The sequence below is a fragment of the Variovorax sp. HW608 genome (assembly GCF_900090195.1).
Taxonomy (GTDB): Bacteria; Pseudomonadota; Gammaproteobacteria; order Burkholderiales; family Burkholderiaceae_C; genus Variovorax.
On record NZ_LT607803.1, the window covers coordinates 620,653 to 643,297 of the forward strand.

General features: G+C 63.1%; 21 protein-coding genes and 1 pseudogene. 14 read left to right on the forward strand and 8 right to left on the reverse strand.

Annotation, left to right across the window (positions count from 1 at the left end; translation table 11 throughout):
• Positions 1-51 precede the first annotated feature (51 nt).
• A complete protein-coding gene (locus VAR608DRAFT_RS02785; RefSeq protein ID WP_088952684.1) occupies positions 52-1,209 on the reverse strand; it encodes a patatin-like phospholipase family protein in 1,158 nt (385 codons plus the stop codon).
• On the opposite strand from VAR608DRAFT_RS02785, the gene VAR608DRAFT_RS02790 reads away from it, so the two are divergent.
• Positions 1,184-1,732 carry a hypothetical protein gene (locus VAR608DRAFT_RS02790; RefSeq protein ID WP_157730580.1) on the forward strand — a complete coding sequence of 183 codons (549 nt, stop codon included), beginning with the start codon at positions 1,184-1,186 and terminating at the stop codon, positions 1,730-1,732. The genes VAR608DRAFT_RS02785 and VAR608DRAFT_RS02790 overlap by 26 nt on opposite strands.
• Here VAR608DRAFT_RS02790 and VAR608DRAFT_RS02795 read toward each other — a convergent pair.
• A complete protein-coding gene (locus VAR608DRAFT_RS02795; protein ID WP_088952686.1) occupies positions 1,722-5,054 on the reverse strand; it encodes an AAA family ATPase in 3,333 nt (1,110 codons plus the stop codon). The genes VAR608DRAFT_RS02790 and VAR608DRAFT_RS02795 overlap by 11 nt on opposite strands.
• A 244-nt stretch (positions 5,055-5,298) precedes the next feature.
• Between VAR608DRAFT_RS02795 and VAR608DRAFT_RS02800 the strand changes: the two genes are divergently transcribed.
• The gene (locus VAR608DRAFT_RS02800; protein WP_231973171.1) at positions 5,299-6,408 is read left to right on the forward strand and encodes an extracellular catalytic domain type 2 short-chain-length polyhydroxyalkanoate depolymerase; all 1,110 of its coding nucleotides are present in this window, start codon (positions 5,299-5,301) and stop codon (positions 6,406-6,408) included.
• 517 nt (positions 6,409-6,925) lie between these two features.
• Here VAR608DRAFT_RS02800 and istB read toward each other — a convergent pair.
• Together istB and VAR608DRAFT_RS02815 are read right to left on the reverse strand one after the other, a co-directional pair.
• Positions 6,926-7,705 carry an IS21-like element helper ATPase IstB gene (gene istB / locus VAR608DRAFT_RS02810; protein WP_088952688.1) on the reverse strand — a complete coding sequence of 260 codons (780 nt, stop codon included), beginning with the start codon at positions 7,703-7,705 and terminating at the stop codon, positions 6,926-6,928.
• 56 nt (positions 7,706-7,761) lie between these two features.
• Positions 7,762-8,685 (reverse strand): annotated as a pseudogene (locus VAR608DRAFT_RS02815) (Mu transposase domain-containing protein); the annotation flags it as partial.
• 146 nt (positions 8,686-8,831) lie between these two features.
• Between VAR608DRAFT_RS02815 and VAR608DRAFT_RS02820 the strand changes: the two are divergent.
• From VAR608DRAFT_RS02820 to VAR608DRAFT_RS02830, 3 genes are read left to right on the forward strand one after another with little or no spacing between them, the layout of a single operon-like run.
• Positions 8,832-10,100, forward strand: a complete 1,269-nt coding sequence (locus VAR608DRAFT_RS02820) for a site-specific integrase (RefSeq protein ID WP_088952376.1) — start codon at positions 8,832-8,834, stop codon at positions 10,098-10,100.
• Positions 10,097-11,464 carry a tyrosine-type recombinase/integrase gene (locus VAR608DRAFT_RS02825; protein ID WP_088952377.1) on the forward strand — a complete coding sequence of 456 codons (1,368 nt, stop codon included), beginning with the start codon at positions 10,097-10,099 and terminating at the stop codon, positions 11,462-11,464. The genes VAR608DRAFT_RS02820 and VAR608DRAFT_RS02825 overlap by 4 nt, the downstream gene beginning before the upstream one ends.
• A complete protein-coding gene (locus tag VAR608DRAFT_RS02830) occupies positions 11,461-12,462 on the forward strand; it encodes a tyrosine-type recombinase/integrase (RefSeq protein ID WP_088952378.1) in 1,002 nt (333 codons plus the stop codon). Before VAR608DRAFT_RS02825 ends, VAR608DRAFT_RS02830 begins: the two co-directional genes overlap by 4 nt.
• 64 nt (positions 12,463-12,526) lie before the next feature.
• Here the strand turns inward: VAR608DRAFT_RS02830 and VAR608DRAFT_RS02835 are convergent, their stop codons facing one another.
• Positions 12,527-13,168, reverse strand: a complete 642-nt coding sequence (locus VAR608DRAFT_RS02835; RefSeq protein ID WP_231973104.1) for a hypothetical protein — start codon at positions 13,166-13,168, stop codon at positions 12,527-12,529.
• A 273-nt stretch (positions 13,169-13,441) separates the two neighbouring features.
• Between VAR608DRAFT_RS02835 and VAR608DRAFT_RS02840 the strand changes: the two genes are divergently transcribed.
• The 5 genes from VAR608DRAFT_RS02840 (at position 13,442) to VAR608DRAFT_RS02860 (ending at position 17,271) form a co-directional block, all read left to right on the forward strand.
• Positions 13,442-13,780, forward strand: a complete 339-nt coding sequence (locus VAR608DRAFT_RS02840; RefSeq protein ID WP_269458577.1) for a DJ-1/PfpI family protein — start codon at positions 13,442-13,444, stop codon at positions 13,778-13,780.
• Positions 13,781-13,903: 123 nt separating this feature from the next.
• Positions 13,904-14,545 carry an HD domain-containing protein gene (locus VAR608DRAFT_RS02845; RefSeq protein WP_088952690.1) on the forward strand — a complete coding sequence of 214 codons (642 nt, stop codon included), beginning with the start codon at positions 13,904-13,906 and terminating at the stop codon, positions 14,543-14,545.
• Positions 14,546-14,555: 10 nt separating this feature from the next.
• Positions 14,556-15,590: a GlxA family transcriptional regulator gene (locus tag VAR608DRAFT_RS02850; RefSeq protein ID WP_231973173.1), complete on the forward strand. Its 1,035-nt coding sequence runs from the start codon at positions 14,556-14,558 to the stop codon at positions 15,588-15,590.
• A gap of 310 nt (positions 15,591-15,900) precedes the next feature.
• Positions 15,901-16,782 carry an NmrA family NAD(P)-binding protein gene (locus VAR608DRAFT_RS02855; RefSeq protein WP_088952691.1) on the forward strand — a complete coding sequence of 294 codons (882 nt, stop codon included), beginning with the start codon at positions 15,901-15,903 and terminating at the stop codon, positions 16,780-16,782.
• Positions 16,783-16,815: 33 nt separating this feature from the next.
• Positions 16,816-17,271 (forward strand): MarR family winged helix-turn-helix transcriptional regulator, encoded by a 456-nt coding sequence (locus tag VAR608DRAFT_RS02860; protein WP_088958560.1) that lies wholly within the window; start codon positions 16,816-16,818, stop codon positions 17,269-17,271.
• Between the two features lie 337 nt (positions 17,272-17,608).
• On the opposite strand, the gene VAR608DRAFT_RS02865 is transcribed toward VAR608DRAFT_RS02860, so the two are convergent.
• The 3 genes from VAR608DRAFT_RS02865 to VAR608DRAFT_RS02875 form a co-directional block, all read right to left on the reverse strand.
• A complete protein-coding gene (locus tag VAR608DRAFT_RS02865; protein WP_088958561.1) occupies positions 17,609-18,223 on the reverse strand; it encodes a glutathione S-transferase family protein in 615 nt (204 codons plus the stop codon).
• A gap of 283 nt (positions 18,224-18,506) precedes the next feature.
• On the reverse strand, positions 18,507-19,148 hold the full coding sequence (locus VAR608DRAFT_RS02870) for an HD domain-containing protein (protein ID WP_088952692.1): 642 nt from the start codon (positions 19,146-19,148) through the stop codon (positions 18,507-18,509).
• A 232-nt stretch (positions 19,149-19,380) separates the two neighbouring features.
• Positions 19,381-20,205, reverse strand: a complete 825-nt coding sequence (locus tag VAR608DRAFT_RS02875; protein ID WP_088952693.1) for a class I SAM-dependent methyltransferase — start codon at positions 20,203-20,205, stop codon at positions 19,381-19,383.
• A 174-nt stretch (positions 20,206-20,379) separates the two neighbouring features.
• On the opposite strand from VAR608DRAFT_RS02875, the gene VAR608DRAFT_RS02880 reads away from it, so the two are divergent.
• The 4 genes from VAR608DRAFT_RS02880 (at position 20,380) to VAR608DRAFT_RS02895 (ending at position 22,642) form a co-directional block, all read left to right on the forward strand.
• Complete coding sequence (locus VAR608DRAFT_RS02880; RefSeq protein WP_088952694.1) at positions 20,380-20,574, forward strand: hypothetical protein; 195 nt, start codon at positions 20,380-20,382, stop codon at positions 20,572-20,574.
• The gene (locus VAR608DRAFT_RS02885; RefSeq protein ID WP_088952695.1) at positions 20,571-21,839 is read left to right on the forward strand and encodes a DEAD/DEAH box helicase; all 1,269 of its coding nucleotides are present in this window, start codon (positions 20,571-20,573) and stop codon (positions 21,837-21,839) included. The genes VAR608DRAFT_RS02880 and VAR608DRAFT_RS02885 overlap by 4 nt, the downstream gene beginning before the upstream one ends.
• A gap of 198 nt (positions 21,840-22,037) precedes the next feature.
• Positions 22,038-22,361 (forward strand): RNA recognition motif domain-containing protein, encoded by a 324-nt coding sequence (locus VAR608DRAFT_RS02890; RefSeq protein WP_088952696.1) that lies wholly within the window; start codon positions 22,038-22,040, stop codon positions 22,359-22,361.
• Positions 22,362-22,402: 41 nt separating this feature from the next.
• Positions 22,403-22,642: a hypothetical protein gene (locus tag VAR608DRAFT_RS02895; protein ID WP_157730582.1), complete on the forward strand. Its 240-nt coding sequence runs from the start codon at positions 22,403-22,405 to the stop codon at positions 22,640-22,642.
• Positions 22,643-22,645: the final 3 nt, after the last annotated feature.

The following is a 22,645-nucleotide window of genomic DNA, read 5'->3' on the forward strand; positions in this document are numbered from 1 at the left end:
AATATCGCGGCTCCCTACGCCCGACTTGATCGGCTCGTCTACGGCCGGGCTTCAGCTCTCGACTGTGTCTTGACTCAGCTGCTTGTCGGATGCCAGGAGCCTCCTGGCCGCGTCGGCACCCTCGGAGAATCCACGTTTCAGATTCGCATGATTCCAGTCGAACGTGACTTCAGTGTCTGGATTCATGGGTATTTCGACAACGCGCGGCCGCATCCGTGACTGGTTGAGCAAGTGCTGGCGAAACATCTTGATATCGGCCTTGCCGAGCTCTGCGGCGAACTGCTGCGGCAAGTTGGCCAGGGATTCGGCGAGATCCTTCGGCCGCCGGACCTCGCTCTCGTCGACGATGCGATTGACCCAGACTTCATCGAGATCGGGATGATCTCGCAAGAGGTTCTTGAAATTGACTGTGTCGACCAATGCCCCTTCCGTATAGGTATAGCCCCTCATCGAGACACTTTCCTCGATAAAAGGAAGGGCCGAGCATGAGCACAGTGACTTGTGGGAAATTCTCAGGTAGTCCTCCGTCCCATCGCGGGACTTCAGTTTTCGATTTTTGAAGAGCTGTATCTTCCCAGGTTGATTCCCCTTGGGCATCCGCCAGGCGTTGTGATAGATCTCCGGCCTGTCCTCCTCGTAAAGGCGCTCGCCTTGAAAGACCTCTTCCAACACCTTGCTGTGGTTGTAGTAGATCTTCGACAGTCCATTGAAGTGGGACTTGTAGATCATCGATGTCAAGTATCGGGTCATCGGATTGACCGCCAGCACATCGTTCAGGACCCAGTTGTTGAATTCCTGGTGCGTCCAGCGGCTTGAGTCCCCAAGGATTTTCAACCAGTTGAAAAGACTTGCGCGGATTTGCGCTGGCAGCACCAGGTCCGACCATTTGTTTGTCTTCAATGCAGGAAATTCGGCCCAAGCTCTCCAGAGTGCCGGGCAGTTGGTGCCAAACCCTTTGTTGATGGGAAACCATTCGTAGGATCGGTCGTCTCGAAAGCAGTACGTCTCGAAGAACTCGTACGTCTGCTTGGCCCGGTCCGGACCTGAGCGGGTGTTGTACACAATCCCGACCCAGGCACCAATGCATGAGAGGGCATAGACGTCGAACTCGATACCCTCCCTTTCCAATACGGAGAGGACACCGATGTGGATGCCCGCGGCGGGCCCTCCCCCGGCCAGCGTGATGGCGCGCTTTTTCTTCTTCGTCATGGATTCCTCCTTCTCAATGGGGATCCGTCCGCGCACGAGCCGCTGGCGGCCATGTCACTTTCAATTTATTGTGCGGCAGTTGCCGGAGAAAATCGTGATCCGAATCGACGAATGGACTCCCCTCTTCCCCAATATTGGGGAGGTCTCTGCAAGGTTGCGGCGCGCCAGCGCGAACGAAGCATCAAACACATCGGACCTGATTGGGCGCATCTTCGACAGGCTTGCAAAGATGGGGCCGCCAGGCCCACCCGCAGCGGCCCAGCTCTTCTTGGACGAAGGTTTGCGCTGGATTCGCGTGGGGTTCAAAGGTGTCGGGCCTCTGGAGCCATTGAGCGTCGAAATTGTCGGGAAGGTCATCGCGTCTTGCGTGCCGCGAGGGGAAAAGCTGTACTTCCACGCATTGAGACCGTACGACCTGCTGTTCTTCCTTGAAGGCGGCGACGTCGATTCCATCGGCGCGCCCCCGAAGGACTATGGCATGCCACTGGCAGATGTCCTGACGGCCTGGCGAATCAAATCTTGAGCATGGCGGCCGCGCCGTATTCACATCGCGGCAATTCGAAGCCGTGAATGCGCGCGAGTTCGGTGGCAGCCTGAAGCGCCTGGCTCGCACATTCAACGTGACCGGAGAGGTACAGGGCGTGCGACCAGATCAGCGTGCCGAACGCTTTCTCTGCATGCGCACCTCCTTGGTCATGCAAGTGAATCGCCTTGTCGAACAGGGCCTTCGCGGGTTCCGGATCTCCGCCCGCCTTGACGCTGGAGATCGCCTTGACGCGCCAAGCGATCGCCTCGGCAAAGTGACCGCCTATTCTCTTGGCCACCGCGATTGCCTCATCTGCAGCGGCATTGGCGCGCACATGATCCCCCCGAAAGCACGCAATCTCGGCTTCGATGGCTGGAAGGTAGTCAAGCAAGGACCACTCGCCGTCTGCGACCTTGACCAGCAACTGACGAGCCTCGGCAAGCGATGCGATCGCTTCATCGAAGCGGCTCGATCTGGCCAAGCAAAGCGCAAGGAAAACCAGGCCGTGCCACCCTAGATACGGCATCGAATGAAGTCGGCTGATTTCCACGCATTGCCTCGCATCAGAGACCGCTTCGTCGAGTCGACGGACAGACATGTACGCATGGCTGCGCCAGATGTAGGCGCCCCCCAGGTAGATCGGAGATTGGAAATGCTCGGCCTCCTGGACCGATCGATGGCCGAACCGGAGGCCATCATCGCCAGGGCCCATCTGGCAACAGGCATAGGAAATCCATCCCAGTCCCGAGATGTAGTCGATCAGGCTGCCAGCACTCTTGTATGCGTCGACATTGCCCTCGTGGATGAACTCCAGGGTCTCCCTGAACAGGCCTTGACAACAAAGGTTCATACTGTAGGCCGAACCCGGCTTCATTTCGACCAACTGCGATTTGACTTCGCGGCCAAGTCTCCTGATCTCCTCGAAGATTCGCCTGGCTTCGGAGTAGCGGCTCGAGTAGAGATGGGCACGTCCCTCCTGGAACAGGATGGCCGACATCGTTGCCGCGTCGCACGTTGCTTCATCGGCCTGCGCCAACCTCCTTGCGAGTGCGCCCAGTTCCATGAGTTTTTTGGGAAGGATCGCGAAGCGCCCGACCTCCATCATGCCCAGAATGATGTTGATGTGCCTCCTGGCGTTCTGTCTGGTCTGATCGAGCGTTGCAATGAGCGCCTGCGCGCGCGAAAAGTAGGACAGCGCCTCCGCGATGGCCACCATCCGGGTCGATGCGAGACCCGCCTCGTACAGGTAATCGACCTCCTTGTCGGGGAGATTGGCCTCCTGGCAGTGATGCGCCATGAGGCCCGCCTCGTGGCGCGCGATCTCGGGATGAGAGGTCTCGATGACCTGCACGATCCGCGCATGCAGGGCCCGGCGATCGCTCTTGAGTTGCCCGTCGTAGGCCGCCTGCTGGATCAGTGCGTGCTTGAAGAAGAATTCGGCCGCCGGAGGCACACCGCGGCGGTACAGCAATTGCGCCTCGACCAGGCGATCGAGGGCGGCCGTCAGTCGGCCTTGCGGGTTCCCGGAAACCTCGGCCAGCAGCGAGAATGTGAATTCCCGACCGAGAGCACTTGCGACGCGCGCAACTTCCTTCGCATCGCTCAATCGATCCAGTCTGGCCAGCAGGCTGTCACGCAGTGTTGACGGAATTTCCAGTTCGGGAACTGGGCCGTCCAGGACGAGGGCGTTACCTTCGCTTCTCAGGATGCCCGACTCGAGCACTGTGGCCGTCAGTTCCTCGACGAACAGCGGAACGCCGTCCGTCTTGGACTGGATGAGTTCGACGATGACCGCGGGCAAGGTCTTGCCGTGGCACGTGCTGCGCATCAGCTTCTCCGCGTCTGCACGCTGCAGGGGCTCGAGACGAATGTCGGTCACGGGCTCTGCATGGCCCCAATCCTGTCTTTGTGGGGGACGCGAGGTCATCAATGCCATGAAGGGTCTGCGGCGCATGCGTTGAAACAAAATCTTCAGGAAGTCCACCGTTGCGCCATCCATCCAGTGGTAGTCCTCGATCATGAGTAGAACGACAGCGGATTCGCTGTGCCGCTCGAAGTACTGCAGCAGCACCTCTCTCGTCAGGTCTCGCTTTCGGTCTGGCGGCATCGGCGGTAGCGGTTCCGTACCCGAGACCGACGACCCCAGGAGCTCAGCCGTCAGGGCGAGATCAAGGGGAGTGGCTACGGCGCCGAGCCAGGTCGCAAGGTGCGTTCGATTGGCTTCACCATCGCTTCCGCTGATGCGGGCCTCCCGGCGGATCCATGAGACCAAGGGGTGCAAGGGTGTGGTGATCTGGTTCGGTGAGCACTGCATGAGCACGGTCAATCCCGAGGATCGGCCAAACCGCTCGGATGCGGTTCGTAGAAGTCGGGATTTGCCGATGCCGGCTTCACCGAGGATCGTCGCGATGCTGCAGCGGCCACGCTGCGCTTCGCCCCAGCATTTCTGGAGGGCATTCAGTTCGGCTTCACGACCGACACACTCGTGGATCTCCGTCCTGTGCGCTTCGTATCGAAGGCTGGAAAGCGATTCCCCCACGACCTTCCAAACGCGCACCGGCTTGTCCAGCCCCTTGAGTTGGTGCATCCCCATGTCGGCATAGACGAACACGCCGCCCGCGAGCCGCCTGGTGTCGTCAGCCACAACCATGCTGCCTGCCGTTGCCAACCCCTGGATGCGCGACGCAAGATTCGGAGCGAGCCCGGTGGCGGCATGATGTCCGGCAAACCCACTGCCCACCATGTCACTGATCAGTGACATCCCGGTGGCAATTCCGATCCTCACGTTGACTTGGCTTGCTCCGATGAGGTGGGTCTTACCCCACGTCTCGAGGATCGTCAGGCCTGCGCGAATCGCGCACTCGGCCGCATCTTCTGATGCCGTTGGATAGCCGAAGTAGGCAAGGATCCCATCGCCGACCAGTCTCGCAATGAAGCCGCCCGTCTCCTCGATGAGGCTGCAGCAGGAGGAGTAGTAGGCATGGATGAGGCTTCGCAGGTCATCGAGATCCAGCCGTGCCGACAATTCCGTCGAACCCACCAGGTCGCAGAACATCACAGTGATCTGGCGGCGTTCGCCGTGCTCGGCCGACTCGACGGGCGGGTCAGATGTCGGATCGCCGCCGGTTCCCTGGATCCGCCTCACAGCATCCAGCAGAATGCGACGGTGCCCCAGTGAGAGGCCCAGTTCCTTCAGATCCGCGTCGGACAGGCGTTTCAGGACATTGAACGTGACGTCGTTCTTCTCGAAGGTCCCAGCGTGCATGCCCAAGCCCAGCGAAGACAGCCACTCAGCGAGATCGTGGTCCTCAGAGGTCACCGGCGAACTCCTCCGGCACCTGGGGCCTGGCTCGAAGGTGCCAACGGTATCGTTTTTAGCGTAGGCAGCCTGAAAATGTAGGACGTGGCGACGTGCAACGCAAGGTCCTCCGTGCGGTTGCAGTTGCCTCGGCGCTCTTGACCTCTATCTGGCGACTATCCAAATAGTGAAGAAAGATTCACCGAAATGTGGCGCCACCCCATGGCTGAAGTGAGAGGCTTGCACACCTAGGATCTTGGTCAATATGTCCAAAGCACGGGCGCGGTTCTACCGGCATGAGGCTAAGCTGCGGCGCAACATCTGCGCGACCAGGACGGCGACGATGAAATGCCCCAGCATCCGGAACTTGAGCGCCGCGGTTGCCTTGGCCATAGTCAACTTCGTCCATCCGGCCGCCCATGCCGCCGACGCCCTCCCCACGCTTCACGCGAACCCGTCACGCACATCGGTGTCCGGCCTGTCGTCCGGCGCCTTTATGGCTGTCCAATACGCCGTTGCGTACTCGTCGAGTGTTGTTGGGCTGGGCGTGATCGCCGGCGGGCCCTACAACTGCGCATTCGTCAACATCGGTGGCGTCGTCACTTGTATGTCGGGCGAACCGTCCGGCAGCATGTCGTTGGCGGCGGCGGAGGGCTTCGCGTCGGTGGGGCAGATTGATCCGGTGGCCGGGCTGGCAAAGTTCAAGGTCTATGTGTTCGGTGGAACCAAGGACCGGTATGTGCACCCGCCCGTGGTTGCTGCAACCCGCGACTTCTTTCAAGCTGCGGGCGTGCCGCCGAGGCACCTGGCTTACGTGAACAAGATGCCTGCCGGCCATGCGTTCATCGCACCAGCTTTCGGCAATGCCTGCGGGACAAATGCGGCACCCTACATCGACCATTGCCCCGAAAACGGCAAGGGCAAGAACTACGACCAGCCGAAGGCGATCCTGGAGCAAATCTACGGCCCCCTGAATCCGCCGGCGGACACGCTCTCATCCATCGTCCAGCCGTTCGACCAGAGCGCGTTCGCCGGCGACGGCACGAGCATGGACTCGGTGGGCTTCGTCTACATCCCCAGGGAGTGCTCTGCCGATGCCAGCGGCTGCGCGGTGCACGTCGTGTTCCACGGTTGCAGGCAGGGTGCGCAAAGCGTCGGCAGCGATGTCTACGCATCGGTCGGGTACAACCGCTGGGCGGATACCAACCGGTTGATCATCCTGTACCCGCAGGCGGTGACAAGCCAGCCAATTCCAGCCAATCCCGAGGGCTGCTGGGATTGGTGGGGCTATACGGGGCCGACCTTCCAGGTGCAAAGCGGCGTGCAACTCTCGGCGGTCAAATCGATGGTCGATCGGTTGACGGCGCCAAAATGACACCACGCTCTGGCCCTGGCTCCCGCGCCGCTATTGCGACGCCAGCCCCCGCGAGCAACTGGACCTGACCCGCAAGGGTGACAAGTGGGCTCAGTGCGCCCGCGCGGTAACGTGCAGCGTCAACCCGGCGTGACGCTGTAGGTGGCTGATGAATGCGAACAGGTTGCGCGCCTGAGGATTGCCCGTCGGACCGAACATGCTGATCAGGCTTTTGGGTGATGCGCCGGTCACGGCGCCGAGTTGCTCGAAGCCAACCGTCGCCTTGATGTCGTCGCGCAGGATCGCGGCCAGCAGGTGCCCACGACGGCGGTCTGGTGGTGATGTTCAAGCCGGTGCAGCCCGAGTGCGTATTTCGGCCAACGTGACCGATCATTTCGGTCATCGTGACCGACGCCGATGAGGGCGTCGGCAAATGTCGTTTCGGTATCGTGACCGCCCGTTTCGGCGATCGTGACCGCCGGGCCGGCGGCGGGTACTGCGTAGGGGGTGAAGTGTAGGGTCGGGGCGTGGGGTCAGGTCAGGATTTGGCCTCCTGAGTTGTCTTTTTCGTCTTGCTTGCCACACCTGCGTTGCGTCCCGTGCGACGTGATTCGCCTTCGAGCGTGAAGCGCCGGCAGTGCTGCATCAAGCGGTCGAGGATTGCGTCGGCCAAGGTCGGATCTCCCAGCCATGCGTGCCAGTGCTCAACGGGCAACTGGTGCGTGATGACCGTAGCTCGCTGCGCACTGCGGTCATCGATGATCTCCAGCAGGTCGGCACGAGTGGATGCATCGATGGCACCCGTTCCCCAATCGTCCAGCACAAGGACGTCCACCTTGGCCAACTGCTGCAGCCAACGCCGGAAGCTGCCCGCGCCGTGCAGGATGCGCAGCTCCTCGGCCAGGCGCGGCACGCGCAGGTACAGCGCCGAGTACCCTTGGCGGCAGGCGTATTGCGCCAGGGCACACGCCAACCAGGTCTTCCCCAGGCCCGTGGCCCCGGCGAAGCAGACCGTCTCGCCGCGCTCGATCCACGTGGACAGCGCCAGACCCATCAACGTCGAGCGATCGATGCCGCGGATGCCCTCGAAGCTCGCGTCCTCCAGCGTCGCGGTCGTGTACTTCAGCTGGGCCCGCTGCAGCAGTCGGGTGCGCTTGCGGTCGTTGCGGGCATAGACCTCCCGCTCGACCAGCAGGGCCAGGCGTTCGTCGAAGGACAGGCCCAGGCAGTCGGCCTGCTCGTGCTGCTGTTGCAGCGCGTCGGCGAAGCCTTGGAGCTTGAGGGAGCGCAGTTGGGCGATGGTGGCGTTATTGAGCATGGGGATCAGCGTTGTTTGGTGGTTTACAGGCAGCGAAGGCGTCATGGCGGGTTGCATCATTGGTAGTAGCCCGGGCCGCGCACGTTGGCGTGCGCCGGGCTGGTCCATTCGGCGGGCGCTTCCTGGGCGACGCGATCCCGGTTGTTGGCCAGCAGATCACGCACGTGTCTGTAGCGCACGGTCCCCAGCGCCAAGGCGCGCTCGCACGCCGCCTCCAGCCGTTCCTTGCCGTAGCGCCGCGACAGACTCAGCAGCCCCAGGCAGGAGCGATAGCCGTGCTCCGGATGCTTGTAGGTCTGCAGAAGCCGGGTGATGAGTTCGCCGCAGGCCATGCCGATCTGCCGGCCCCACTCGATCAGGCGCTGGGGCGTCCATTGCAGCTGTGCCCGGTGCGCTGCGGGCATGTGTGCTTCGACCGTGGTGTAGCCGCCGCGCCGGTCGCTGCGGACATGGGCGGCCACCCGCTGGCCGCGCAGCAGCAGCTCCACGGCGTGCTTCGTCAGCCGTGCCTCCAGCGTCTGCCCCACCAGCGCGTGGGGCACGCTGTAGTGGTGGCCGTCCAGCTGGACGTGATAGTCAATGTGGACCTTCACCGTCTTGAAGCGGGCGAGTTCATAGCGCTGCGGCGGCAGCGGCATCAAGGCCGGCGCGTCCAGCTCGGCGAACACGCTGGCGCGGCTGCCGGGCAGCTTTTGGAACGGGCGCTCGTTCACGCTGGGCAGCAGCTTGGCGATGGCCGCGTCGACCTGGGCGACGGTGTCGAAGCGGTGGTGACGCAGCCGCGCCAGCACCCAGCGGCCGATGATTTGCACCGAACTTTCTGCGGAAGCTTTATCTTTTGGCGAACGCGGGCGCGCCGGTAAAACCGAGGTGCCGTAGTAGCGGGCGAAGTCCTGCACCGTGTCGTTTGCGCGCGGCTCGTAGCGATCGGCCGAGGCGATTACGGCCGTGGCGTTGTCAGGCACGACGAGCGCCGGTAATCGTGAGGACCGTTTAATGCGAAGCAGAGTCACCCCCACTGCGGCACCACTCTGAACACCCCTTCCATCAGAAGGTCACCTGCTCGTCATTTGGCGGTTTCGTCTATGCCCTTGATCGGGATGCATCCCGATCAAGGAGACACGCCATGTTTGACCGCGTTTCGCCACAGCATGCTGCGCTGCTGAGGCAACTTAAGCACCAACTCGTTGACACCGGTTACAGCTCAGGCGCGATCCGACGCCAATGCGCCGTCGCTGCGAACTTCCTTCGCTACCTCGAGCGGCGCAAGCTCGCTGTCGCAGATCTGCAGCCGCTGCACGAGGAGCAGTACCTGCGCTGCGAGCAACGACGATTCCAGCGACGCCACGGACACGCGCCGCGGTCTATGGGAAGCTGGCGCGGCTCGCACAGCGCAGGCATCCACCAACTGATGCGGATGGTCATGGGCCGATGGCCGCCTGAGCCCTCGCCAGGCAATGAATTCGAGGCATTTGCCCACTCGCTTTGTGATGAGTTCGCTCAGTGGCTCGAGCAGGACAGGGGGATGGCCGCCGAGACCATTGACGACCTGGTCGCCGAGGCGCGGCGGTTCATGTGCTGGCGTCACGGCCAACAGTCGTTGGCCGACGAGCTGCGTTCGCTGAGCACCGCTGACATCGACGCGTACCAGCAGGCGCGGGCGCCTTCGTTGCGGCGCGTCTCACGCAAGTCGCTGGCCCAGCGGTTGCGCAGCTTTCTGCGCTTCCTGCACGCCAGTGGTAGAACGCCCGACGAGCTGGCCAGCCGCGTGTTGGCGCCGACACTCTACGCGCTGGAGTCGATCCCTTCGGCGCTATCGGTGCAGCAGATCAACGACGTCGTGCGGATCTGCCGCGCCGACCGCTCGCCGACAGGGCTGCGCGACCACGCCATCGTATTGCTGCTCGCTAATTATGGGCTGCGTGCCGGGGAGATCGTTCGGCTGCGGCTGGAAGACATCGACTGGCGAGGCGATCAACTGTTCGTGCGGCATTCCAAGACCGGCGCGCAATCGGTGCTGCCGCTGCTGCCGGCGGTCGGATCCGCGCTGCTCGCCTATCTGCGCCACGGTCGGCCCGCAACAGGTGCTCGCGAGATCTTCATTCGCGCACGTGCACCCTATCGGCGCTTTGCCAGCGGATCCAGTCTGTACGCGCAGCTCCAACGACGGCTCAACGCCGCCGGCGTGCAAACCGACGGCAAGCGGGGTCCTCATGCCTTCCGGCACGCGCGCGCGGTCAGCCTGCTGCGCAGTGGAGTCCCACCGAAGGTCATTGGCGATGTGCTGGGACATCGATCCGCAGCATCGACAGCGCCGTATCTGAAGCTCGCTGTGGACGAGTTGCGCGATGTGGCTCTGGAGATCGATGAACTCATTGGGGAGGGCGCGCGATGAACACCTGGCCTGACGACGACTCTGCGATCGAGCGGCATCTGAAGCACCTGAAGCTGCGCAGCCGCGACACAGTAGCGGTCTACCGGTGCGTGCTACGCGGGTTTCAGCGCTTCGTGCGCGAGCGTGACGACCCGAGCGTCGGCATCGCGACGCTGCAGGCCTGGCTGCGCGATCGTACGGCGCACTGGCAGTCATATCTGGTGCTGCATAGGGCGCGCATCGTCGATCGCTTCCTCGACTTCCTGCAGTCCGAAGCGGCGATCCCGATCAACCCCCTTGCCCAGCTGCGCGAGCGCTACGCTCAACGATGGAGCACCCCGGTCGTGCGTGCGCTGTTTGCGGCCGATCCACACGGCACGCTCGAAGCCCTGCGCCCGCCGCCACGGTTCGCCAGCTTTCTGGGCGACATGCTGCGCCGGCACGTCGAGCTGATGCGCGCCATCGGCTACCGCTATGAGACGCAGTCGGCGCGCCTGCTGCGTTTCGATCGCTTCCTGCAAGGCCGCCCGGAGCTCGCCGGCCAACCGCCGAAGGTGCTGCTGCAGCAGTGGGCGGCACAGAGCCGGACGCTGAACGACGCCTGGGAGTGCGAACAGACGGCGCGCACAGTCGCGCGCGCCTGGCGACGACTCGATCCGACCATCGATCTGCCTCCGCCGGATCGGCGGCTCAAGCGTTGCGCCAAGCAGCAACAGCGCCGCCCCTACATCTACTCCCCGCAGGAGCTACGCCTATTGCTCGACACCGCGGGAAGCTTTCCGTCCCCGTGCGCACCCCTGCGCCCGCACGCGCTTCACACCATGCTCGTGCTCGCTGGCTGCGCCGGGCTGCGGCTGGGCGAACTCGCGCGCCTCGATCTGCGCGACGTCGACTTGGACGCCGGTCTACTCGAAGTGCGCGAGACGAAGTTCTTCAAGTCCCGAGTGCTGCCGCTCAGCGGCAGCGTGATGGCCGTCTTGCGCGAGTATCTCGACGCCCGGCGCCGGGCCGGCGCACCGCAGGACGGCAGCAGCGGCCTGTTCTGGCATCAGCAGGCCGCGGGCCGCTACTCGCGAGTGATGATCGAGAAGCTACTTGTCCGGGTTCTTCGGCGAGCCGGGCTCAAGCCGGATCGGGGCAGGTGCGGACCCCGCATCCACGATCTTCGTCACGTATTCGTCGTCTATCGCATGCTGGCGTGGTATCGACAGGGCATTTATCCGCAGGCGCGGCTGCCGTACCTGGCGACCTATCTCGGCCACAAGGACATCCATTCGACGCTGGTGTACCTGACGGTGACTCAAGAGCTTCTGCAACTGGCCAGCGAGCGGTTCCGGCAACTGGCACTGCGCAAGCTGCACGCCACGACGGGAGCAGCGCGATGAAGCCGGTCGATCCGTTCCCTGCATTGCTGCACGCCTTCTTCTATGAGCGGCTGGTCCAACAGCGCAACGCCTCCGTGCACACGATACGCTCGTACCGCGACGCGTGGCGACTGTTCCTGCGCTTCGTCGCCGCGCACCGACACTGCCGCGTCACCGACCTCACTCTGCCGGCGCTGAGCGCCGGCGAAGTGGCTGCATTCTTGCAGTACAGCGAGTGCGATCGGAAGGTGTCGATCGGCACGCGCAACTGCCGGCTCGCGGCGCTACACAGCTTCTTCGCCTTTGTCGCCGAGCGCGAGCCTGCGGCCGTCGCGCAGTGCGCCGAGGTGCTGCGAATCCCCACCAAGAAGGCACCCAGGCCAGCCCACCGGGACCTCGAGCTGCACGAGATCGAGGCGATCCTGGCGCAGCCCGACCGTGGCCGACTGGAGGGTCAACGCGACCACGCGTTGCTATGGTTCCTCTACAACACTGGTGCACGTATTCAGGAGGCACTCGATGTCCGTGTCGCCGATGTTCGCTTCGATACACCACGTTGCGTTCGCCTGTTCGGCAAGGGCCGCAAGGAACGCATTTGTCCGCTGTGGCCGGAGACGGTCGACTTGCTCTCAGCACTGCTCGAGCGCCAGCCACGCACCGGTGATGAACTACTGTTCGTCAACCGCTACGGGGCACCTCTGGGCGCATCAGGCGTGCGGTTCAAGCTCGCGCAGTACGTCCGTGCCGCCACCCAAGTGATGCCAACGCTGGCATTGAAGAAGGTTTCGCCGCACGCGTTTCGGCACGCTGCCGCGGTTCATCTACTCGCCGCTGGAGTCGATGTCGCCGTAATCCGCAGCTGGTTGGGCCATGCGAGCCTTGAGACCACCTATCACTACGCCCAAGCCAACCTGGACACCAAGCGCGAAGCACTGGAGCGGCTGCAGCCACCACCGACCAAGAAGTCTGCGCCTTGGCGACGCGATGCCAGCCTGCTCGCCTGGCTGGAATCGCTCTGACTGCGTGCAGCCACCAATGCGAAGGAACTGTCCGTCTTGGGCGTGTTCGGATCCAGGGACCACATCAGTTCCTTCGCATTAAACGGTCCTCACGATTACCGGCGAAATCAGTAGCTGCTGATTTCGCCGGCACGCCGCCGTAAAAATGCAGTGCCCGCACCATGCCCTCGATCCAGTCGTCCAGGCGTTGCGTGGGCGTCGCGCAGGCGAACACGCAGCTGGAGGCGGCCATGGCCGAGACGAAGACCTGGGCGCGGGCGCCGTCGCTCAGCGCCACCGTGGAGCCGGCGTAGTCGATGAACATCTTCTCCCCAGCGCGCCGGTGCTGGCGCATCGAGCGCTTGAGCGTGGCGGCGAAGGCCTTGTAGTGCTCGCAGAACTGCGTGTAGCGCCAGGTGCGGCCCTGCGGATTCGCCTCCACGTATTCCTGCCACAGCAGCATCAGCGTGACGCCCTTGCGGTCGAGTTCGCGGTGGATGCGGCCCCAGTCGGGAACGACGACGGGCGAAGCGGCTTGCGAGCGGGGTTGCAGTGCCGTCGAGAGGTGCTGTTCGCCCCAGTGCTGGACGGTGTCCCAGTCGAGGCCGGCGGCGGTGGCCAGTCCGACGTACTTGGCCACGACGCCCTTGGAGATCTTCAACGTGGCGGCGACTTGCTCGTGCGAGAGCTGCGCGTGCCACTTCAGGCGGAGAACATCTTTGATCATGCGTAGAGAGAGTTGTTGCTTGGGCATCCGCGGCTCGAGGGCAAAAACCGTCGAGGGTAGGAGGCCCGGGGTTGCGTTCTCTACGCAGCACTGCCGGTGGGACCAGCGCCCTTGTTATGGGGCGCCGTCACGGCGGTCACGATCGCCGAAATGGCCGGTCACGATCCCGAAACGGTCGGTCACGATGAGCCGAAATGCAGGTTCGGTCACGATGACCGAAATGCGCGGTCACGATGCCGAAATCGGCGGTCACGATGAACCGAAATACGCAGCCTGCTCAACGGCCGCAAGGCGACTACGCACTGGTTCGTGTACGACGCAATCGAGAAGAACTTCCCAGAGATCGAACTCGTACGTGACGCCCGGGTGGTGATCGACGGCAACGTGTTCACCAGCGGTGGCGTCACTGCTGGCATCGAACTGGGCATCAGGCTCCTCGAGGAAGCGAAGGGAAGCCGAGTGGCCGCGACCACCGAGCTTGCCATGTGCTACGACCCCCAGCCGCCCTTTGGAACCGGCAGCCCGAGCAAGGCGGGTCCCGACCTGCTCAAAGCGGCCATCAAGTATGCGGAGAAGATTGGCACGGAAAAGCTGTGGCTGGCCGCCGCCTGATTGCCGTCAAGCGACGGCGCAATCAGATATGAGCCAGGCTCCGCTTGCGAGGTGGAGCCTTGCCCGTAGTGAACTTATCGCCAGGGCGGAAACCTGCCTTGGCCAAGAAATTGGTGAGGACATATGAACACACCTGTCATCATTGGCGGGATTGCTGCCCCCGATTCGGACTTGGCGCGCAAGGCTGCGGCGCTCGCAAAGCAGGCCCATACGCCGACGATTCTTAATCACGTTCATCGAACGTACTGGTTTGCCGAGTTTCTGGCCAAGAAGCGCGAGATGAAGTTCGATCATGAACTCGTGTATGTAGCCTCTCTGCTTCATGATCTTGGTCTTTCGCACGATCACGCGGCAGATAAGCGCTTCGAAGTGGACAGTGCGGATGCGGCTAGCCGGTTCTTGCACGCCCATGACTATCCGTCGGAAAAGACTAGTATCGTTTGGGATGCCATTGCACTTCACTCGGCGGCCGATATCGCCGATCGCAGGGAGCCTGAGGTCGCCCTGGTCCATTTCGGTGCGCATGTCGACGTCATGGGCCTGAGAATGGAAGAGATTTCTCCGCAGCTCATCGACGATACGCTTGCCTTGTATCCGCGTGTAGGGTTCAAGAAGGCATTCACTGAGGCGCTCGCGGAAGTGGCGCGGAAGAAGCCGCATACTGCGATTGGAACGGGTCTCGCCGATATCGGTCGTCGCCTTGTTCCGGACCTCCACGTTCCGAACGTCTGCGACCTGTTGCTTTTCGCGCCTTTCCAGAGTTAAGGCGGCCGGCATGAAGTACGCCATGTCCTCGAAGTCTGATGCCTCGTCGGCGCAAACGCCGCGCAAAGTCGTTCTTGTGATTTTCGGCGGCGCGAAGCTCCTCGACATTACCGGTCCCATTCAGGTCTTCACAGAGGCACATCTCAAGAATGGTGCGCCTGCCTACCGGATTGAGATCGCATCGGAAGCGGGAGGTCCCGTTACCACCGATTCCGGCGTAGTTTTGCAATCGGTGCGCCTCGAGGATGTCTTCGCCGAGGCCGTGGATACGCTGTTGATTGCGGGCGGGGACCTGGCCGCTCCGCCCAACGCTTCGGAGGCTTTGCGCACTTGCCTTGCCCGGAACCTGAACCGTCCCCGTCGCATCGGCTCCGTCTGTCTCGGTGCATTCACGCTCGCACAGATCGGTGTGCTGGACGGCCGAGAAGCGACCACGCATTGGGCGGTCTGCGAGCGACTGCAGCGCGAGCATCCATCTGTCGTTGTGAAGCCCGATGCGATATTCGTAGCTTCGGATGGAGTCTGGACCTCTGCAGGCGTGTCGGCCGGCATCGACATGGCGCTCGCCATGGTCGAGGAAGACCTCGGCCATGAAGTTGCGCTACAACTCGCACGACTGTTGGTTCTGTATCTGAAACGACCCGGTGGACAATCGCAGTTCAGCTTTGAGCTTCGGCGGCAAATCCGAGACGCACGAGGTCGCTTCGACGATCTGCATCTCTGGATCAACGGCAATCTTACGAAGGACTTGTCCGTCCCCGTGCTCGCCGCTGCGGCCCATATGAGCCCCCGCAATTTCACACGCGTCTATCAGCGCGAAACTGGCAAAAGTCCGGCACGTGCGATAGAGCAGATTCGGCTTGAAGCCGCACGTCGACTCCTCGAGGAAGGGGCTGATCCCATCAAACAGATCGCGCACAACACCGGTTTTGGAGACGATGAACGGATGCGGCGGGCGTTCATCAAGGCGCTCGGAGTCTCCCCGCAAGACTATCGCAGCCGTTTTGGCAGATTGACGCAACCGGAGTCAGTGAACTTTGCCTGAGCGCTACGCGGTCCTCAAGGTCCCTCGAGGTGAAGAGGTGGAAACGCACCGCAGGCCGCGAGGCCCAGACATCGGCACCCGAGTGAGGCCGTGAAAGCGTGCGGTGTCGAGCTTTCGGAGCTTGCGCCCCCGCGGTCGGAGAATCGCTGCGCTACAGCAGATCCCAAAACTTGGATGCTCACTCACGAAGGCTAAATGCGAGCATATCCTCGTATTCAGAGTGGTCTTGCAAGCGGAGATGCGTGGATGTGGGCTGAAGTCATACACTTTCGATCAGAGCATATGCTCTTAAATGGAAAGGACACAGACCATGAGCAAAGCGGAATACCTGGTGAGCGGTGCGACGGGGCGCACTGGCGGTGCAGCCATCGACACGCTGCTGGAGATGGGCAAGCAGGTGCGCGCCTATGTGCGCAAGGACGACGAGCGTGCGGCCGAGCTGCGCAAGCGCGGTGTCGAAATCGCCCTCGGCGACTTCACCGATGTGGACAAGATTCGGGCTGCCATGGAGGGCATCAAGGGTGCCTATTTCCTGCACCCGATCAGTCCCGGCATCCTCAGTGCCGCGGCCTACTGGGCCCAGGCCGCGAAAGAGGCCGGAGTCCATTCCATCGTGAACATGTCGCAGATCTCTGCGCGCCGCGACAGCGAAAGCCATGCGGCCCAAGACCACTGGATCTCCGAGCAGGTCTTCGACTGGTCCGGCGTCCCAACGACACACATCCGTCCGACCTTCTTCGCGGACTGGCTGGTGTACCCGCACTTCGCCAAGGAAATCTGGCGACGCAAGACCGTGGAGTTTCCGTTCGGCGAAGGGCGTCATGCGCCCATCAGCTCCGACGACCAGGGGCGCGTCATCGCCCATCTGCTTGCGAATCCTGAGCCGCATGCCGGCAAGGTCTACAAGCTGCACGGGCCGATCGAGATGAACCACTACGAAATTGCGCAGGCGATGTCCGAGGCGCTGGGCACGAAGATCACCTACAACCCCATCGAGATCTCCGAATTCCAGCGCCGGATGGAAGAGGTCTACAAGTTCAATCCTTTCCTCATCCAGCACTTGACCGAGGTGGCGCAGGACTATCGCAATGGCGTCTTCGCCGGCACGAACTCTGCCGTCGAGGACATCACCGGCAAGCGGGCGATGACGGTGCAAGAGGTCGTTGCAGCCAATGGCGCCGTGTTCGCTTGAATCGGGTCACCAGGGTTTGGCAAGGAACGGATGATGCAACAGGGCAAACAACCGATGACGGTCGAGCAGTGCAACTGCTTCACCGTGAGGAAGGCCGCTCGGCAGATTTCGCGGTTCTACGACGGGCATCTGCAAACAACGGGGTTGCGCATCACGCAATTCCTGATCCTTGCGACGCTCAGCGAGCTGGGAAGCGCCGCGGTGAGCGAGCTGGCGGAGCGGCTCGACGTCGAACGCACTGCCATGGGGAAGATGGCCACTGTGCTCCAGCGTGACGGACTGTTGGACATCGGGCCGGCGCCCACGGATGCCCGGACGAAGGTGATCAAGCTGTCCAGGGATGGGCGGCGGGTCTTTGAAAAGGCACTGCCGCTCTGGCGTGAGGCTCAGCGACAGTTCGCCGAGCTCAACGGGACTGCTCGCGTGGCGTCGATCCATGAGAGTCTGGAATCAATGGTTGTGGACGAGTCGATTGCCGTTGACGACTAGTTGCGAGCGTGGGTAAACGGAGAATCCATGTCCACTTCAATTCCCGATCCTGGCGGTCAGACACTGGCGGCCGGAGCGTCCGATCGTCGGGCGCTGCTGCTGCGGGTGCCGATCTTGTAGACCATGCTGCGGCTGGCTCTGCCGACCATCGCAGTTCAGGTGGCACAGACCATCGTCGGGATGAACTTTGCTGGCCAAGGTTTCGGGAAGATGCTGTGGCCGTTTCTCGGTGGCTTCATCCGCCTGGTGGTCGCAGCCGGCATCGGTCGGTTTGCCGTGACGGCCCTGACCAGACAGCGTCGGACAGAGGCCGGGCACGCGGCGCCGGGGAAGGCTGTCATTCGAATGCCTTCAGCCCGCGGACTACGGCAGGGCGCCGCGCGACTGTCTCGAACCACCGCGAAAGTGCCGGATGATTCACCCACTGAATGTCGCCGCTGAAAGCTCTGGCGATGGTGAATGCCGCAATGTCAGCGAGCGAAAACGTATCGCCCGCCATGAACTCTGCCGAATCCAGGAATCGTTCCGCCTCGATGAGCGAGGCTCTTGCCAGTAGATTGACGCGGGATGCCTGGGCATTCGCACCGATTTGCTCAAGCCGGAATGCACCGTGACTTACCGCGATGACGTCAGTCAGAAAATAGAAGAAGCGCTCATAGACCCTGGCCCGTGCCACCAGATCGGCGGGCACGAGTTGATTCTCAGAGCGCTCCGCCGCGAACAGCATGATGGCATTCGACTGCGTCAACACAAATCTGCCGCCGCTCCCGTACTCTACAAGCACTGGAACCTTGCCGAAGGCATTCAGGGCGCGATGCTGCTCGCTCTTCTGTTGGCCTGCAGCCAGATTGATACTCTTGGCCGTATAGGGGATGCCCGCCTCATCTAGTGCAATCGCGGCACGGATGCAGTTGCCGGTCAATGCCCCGTACAGTTCGGTCGAACCTTGCATGCGCATACCTCGTCGGGATCCGTTCCTCTTCGCACAAACTACCAGGGAAGTGGACGATCTTGCGCGAACGTAAAAGACGCAATCACGCCGGGAAGATCCCAGGTCTCGAACTGCCAGTAACGCGGTTGACGTAGTCGACCGCGCTCGCGCGCATGTCCGCGTCAATTCGGCCTACCGGATCAACATCGACGACCCGATGGACAGCTGCACCATTGACCACGTCGAGGACCGACAGTCCCGCGCGGCGTTGCTCTTCGAATCACGGTGCGCGGAGATCCGGGGATCAGCTCTCGAAGGGCGCGTGGTCGAGCAAGTCGCACACGTCGGGAATCTCCAATCCATGCACGTGGCGACGCCCGATGTCAGCCAGCCCTGTGCCAATGGCTGTGTGGGGCTTCCTCCTGGCCACTTCCGCCAAGGCCTCCTGAAATGCCGCCTTGAATCCAACCCGGGGATAAAGGGCGAGCGTGTCGTCAACCAGCTTTGGCGTGATTTCGTCGATTCGGAGTCCCATCACGTCGACATGAGCGCCCATGTGGACGAGTGCGACCTCTGGCTCTCTGCGCTCGGCGATCCCTGCGCTCGAGTGAAGCGCAATAGCGTCCCAAACCAGTTGGGCCTTGGATTCCGCGTAGCCGCCGGCAATGAGAATACGGCTCGCAGCATCGGCCCCGTCGACCTCGAAACGCTGGTCGGCGGCGTAGTCGCTCGTCAGGCCAAGGTCGTGAAGCAGCGATGCGAGATACACGACTTCTCGGTCGTATCTCATCCCTCGCTTCTTGCCCAGGAATTCGGAGAACCACCACGTGCGGTGGAGATGGTTCTTCATCGCCGTTGAGTGGACGCGGTCCACGAGCGAAGAGGCCTTACGGGTCAGTTCGGAATTCGGGGCGCTGATTCCTCCGATGAGAATAGGCTTTTCCACCTTGCAACTCCTTGGACGTGTCGTTGAATGGCCTTCACTTTAGGAGCATATGCAGCGGTAAAAATGACTGTTTTCGGAGGATTTTTGCCAAGATGGCCCGGGCCTTTGGCGGGTGGGGGGCTCCGCATGGCGAAGCTTCGGAAGGCGGTCGAAGGGGTGCATGAGCTGCTGCTGGCGACATGAAGAGGACAGCCCTCGTTCGGGGCCGATGGATGCCGCCTTGCATCACCGATCAGGCTGAATACCGGGTCGATGTCTTGCGGCGGCGCACCGCGCCCTTGGTCGCACGGATGTGCAGCGACAGCGGCGCGACCCGCGTGTCGTCGACCACGTCATCCGCATGCGTCGAACCCGGTCCCGCGGTGGGCTCGCCGATCTTGTCGATGTGCAGCCCCGCGCCGAGCACGATGTCGAACCACTGGCTCAGCGTGCGGTGGAAGATGGGCGTCCTGAAGGGCGCGACCTGCGCGCGCTCTTCGGCCTTCAGCGTCGAGAACCACCAGGTGTCCACGCGGCCTTCGGTCGAATCGAAATAGCCGCCGACCTCGATCGCCTGCGCCCTGCCGTTGGCGTCGCGCACCACCTCGCGGTGCGGCGCGGCGAAGCACGGATGAAGGATCGAGAACTGCAGGAAGCCGCCGGGCCGCAGCACGCGGCTGGCTTCATGCAAGGCGCGCACCGGGTCCGGCATGTCCATCAGCGACATGAAGGCGGTCACGAAATCGAAGGAGCGCGCGGGAAAAGGCAGCGCCATGCCGTCGCCGACGCGGTAGTCGATGCCGAGCGGATCGGCCGCCTCGGCATCGCGCGCATTGCGCACGAAGGTCGGCGCGATGTCGACCGCAGCCATCCGCGCGCCGAGCCGCGCGAGCTGGCGCGTGTTGCCCCCCTCGCCGCAGCCCACGTCGAGCCCCGCAAGGCCCGCCACCGGCGGCAGCATGCCGAAGAAGGCCGGGCTGTTCAGCATGTCGCGGAACACATCGACGCCCAGGCGCGCAAGGCGTGTCCAGGCATCCGCATTGGCCTCCCAGAAATTGGCGACATCGTTTGAATTCATAGGTCGTGCCGCGATTTGGAGACACGCGGCGCGGTGCGTCATCCCCTTCGCAGAGGAGACGCAGACCGGCTCGCATCAGTCGGCGCGCCGGTCGGCGCTCGGGCGGACAATGCACCCTTCACCGTATCCGCGAAGAACTCCGTGAGTCACTCCCCTGCCTGGCCCCTCAAGATCATGGCGCTGCTGCGCGCCGGCAACCCAACGGCCGCGATCGCCCAGATCAGGGTGGCCCCCGGCGTTCGCGACCTGCGCGCCCTGGAGAAAGCGCTCGCCGCCGCACAGCTTTCAGGAAAGTGGCGCAACGTCGATGCCGCCATCAGCGAAAGCCTGCAGGCACTTTCCGCGCCGCGGTTGCACCGTTCGCCATGAGCCTTACGAGCTTTGCGTCCTTGGGGTTGTCCACGCCGCTGGTGCATGCGTGCGCCGAGGCGGGCTATGCCGCCCCCACCGCGATCCAGGTCGAGGCCATCCCACGGCTTCTGCGCGGCCAGGACCTGCTCGGCCTGGCGCCGACCGGCTCTGGCAAGACCGCCGCGTTCGCATTGCCCCTGTTGCAGCGGATCATCGCCGGCCGGCAGCACGCGTACCGTCGGGTGCGGGTCCTCGTGCTGGTGCCGACGCGCGAACTGGCAGCGCAGGTGGGCCAGACTTTCCGCCGATTCGGCACCTCCTGCCCTCTTCCGCTCAAGGTCGCGGTGCTCTACGGCGGGGTGTCAGTCAACCCGCAGATGATGGCGCTGCGAGGCGGCGCGGACGTGGTGGTCGCCACACCGGGCCGGCTGCTCGACCTGCTGCAGCGCAATGCGGTGCGGCTGGACACTGTCGAGGCACTGGTGCTCGACGAGGCCGACCGCCTGCTCGACCTGGGCTTTTCCGCCGAGCGTGAGCGTGTGCTGGCTGCGTTGCCGACGAATCGGCAGAACCTGCTGTTCTCGGCCACGTTCCCCGCGGAGGTGCAGGCCCTGGCCGATGGCTTGCTGCGCGACGCGGTGCGCATCGAGGCCGCCGCCGAGGCACGCACCGAACCCGCGATCGTCCAGCGGGTGATTGCGGCGGACGCGCCGCGCCGGACCGAACTGCTGCGTCATCTGGTGAAGCAGGAGGGCTGGCGCAGCGTGCTGGTGTTCGTGGCCACCCGCTACGCCACGGAACACGTCGCGCGCAAGCTGTACGACCGTGGCATCCGCGCTGCCCCGCTGCACGGGGACATGAGCCAGTTGCAGCGCACCACCGTGCTGGAGGACTTCAAGAACGGCCGCTGGGATGTGCTGGTGACCACCGACCTCGCGGCACGCGGCATCGATATCCCCGGGCTGCAGGTGGTGGTCAACTACGACCTGCCGCGCTCGGCCGACGACTACGTGCACCGCATCGGCCGCACGGGCCGGGCGGGCGCCAGCGGGCTCGCCGTGAGCTTCACGAGTGCCGCCACGGAGGCGCATTTCGGGCTGATCGAGAAACGGAACAAGCTCATGTTGCCGCGTGAGCGGGTGGCGGGGTTCGAACCGGTGCAAGTGGCCGCCCCGCCACCCGAGGCCGCGGCCCGGACCGGCGGCGTGAAGGGAAAGAGGCCGAGCAAGAAGGACAAGTTGCGGGCGGCCGCGGCCTCGGCGGCGCATCGCGGGACGAAGTAGGGCCGGTACAATAGCGCGTGCTGCGGACGTCAGTTTGCCTTCGCTATAACGAGGTCCGGCTTGGGCAGCGGTTCCCCGGCACCACACATCTCTGCCACCAACCCACTCACTGGGTTAGTTCTGGTGGTTTCTTTCCCGTTTTTTTCCAACCCGCGCGTGTCCATTTTTCGGATAGCGCTCAACAAGAAAGTCTCAATCGTGAGCAGCAAACTGTACGTCGGCAACCTTTCCTATTCGGTTCGTGACGACGATCTTCAGCAACAATTTTCGGCCTTTGGCAGCGTTCAATCGGCCAAGGTGATGATGGACCGCGACACCGGTCGTTCCAAAGGTTTCGGCTTTGTGGAAATGTCCAGTCCCGCAGAGGCGGAAGCAGCGATTCAAGGCCTGAATGGAAAAAATTTCGGTGGCCGGGATCTGACCGTCAACATCGCCCGCCCCATGGAAGCAAGGCCCCCGCGAGGCAATGGCGGTGGTTTCAATCGCGGTTTCGGCGGTGACGGTGGTCGCCGCAATTACTAGTCGCGTTCCGGCGCGCCGCGCCGCATCTCTCGTACGCCAGCATGAGCAAAGAATGGACCGTAGCCGTGGCTGCAGCCGAGGCCGCCGCACTGCAGAAGCAAGTCGCTGAAGAAGATGCGCACGAGCGTTTCAAAGCCGTGCGAACCGAGATCGAAGTCGGGGGGCGATCGGCGAGGGTCGTCGACACGCCCGAATTCCACTCCTGGATGACGGCTCGCCATGAGTCGGACGAAGCCTGGGGTGCTTGGGCCATGATCATGGATGCCAAGCCGACGTCCTGACCG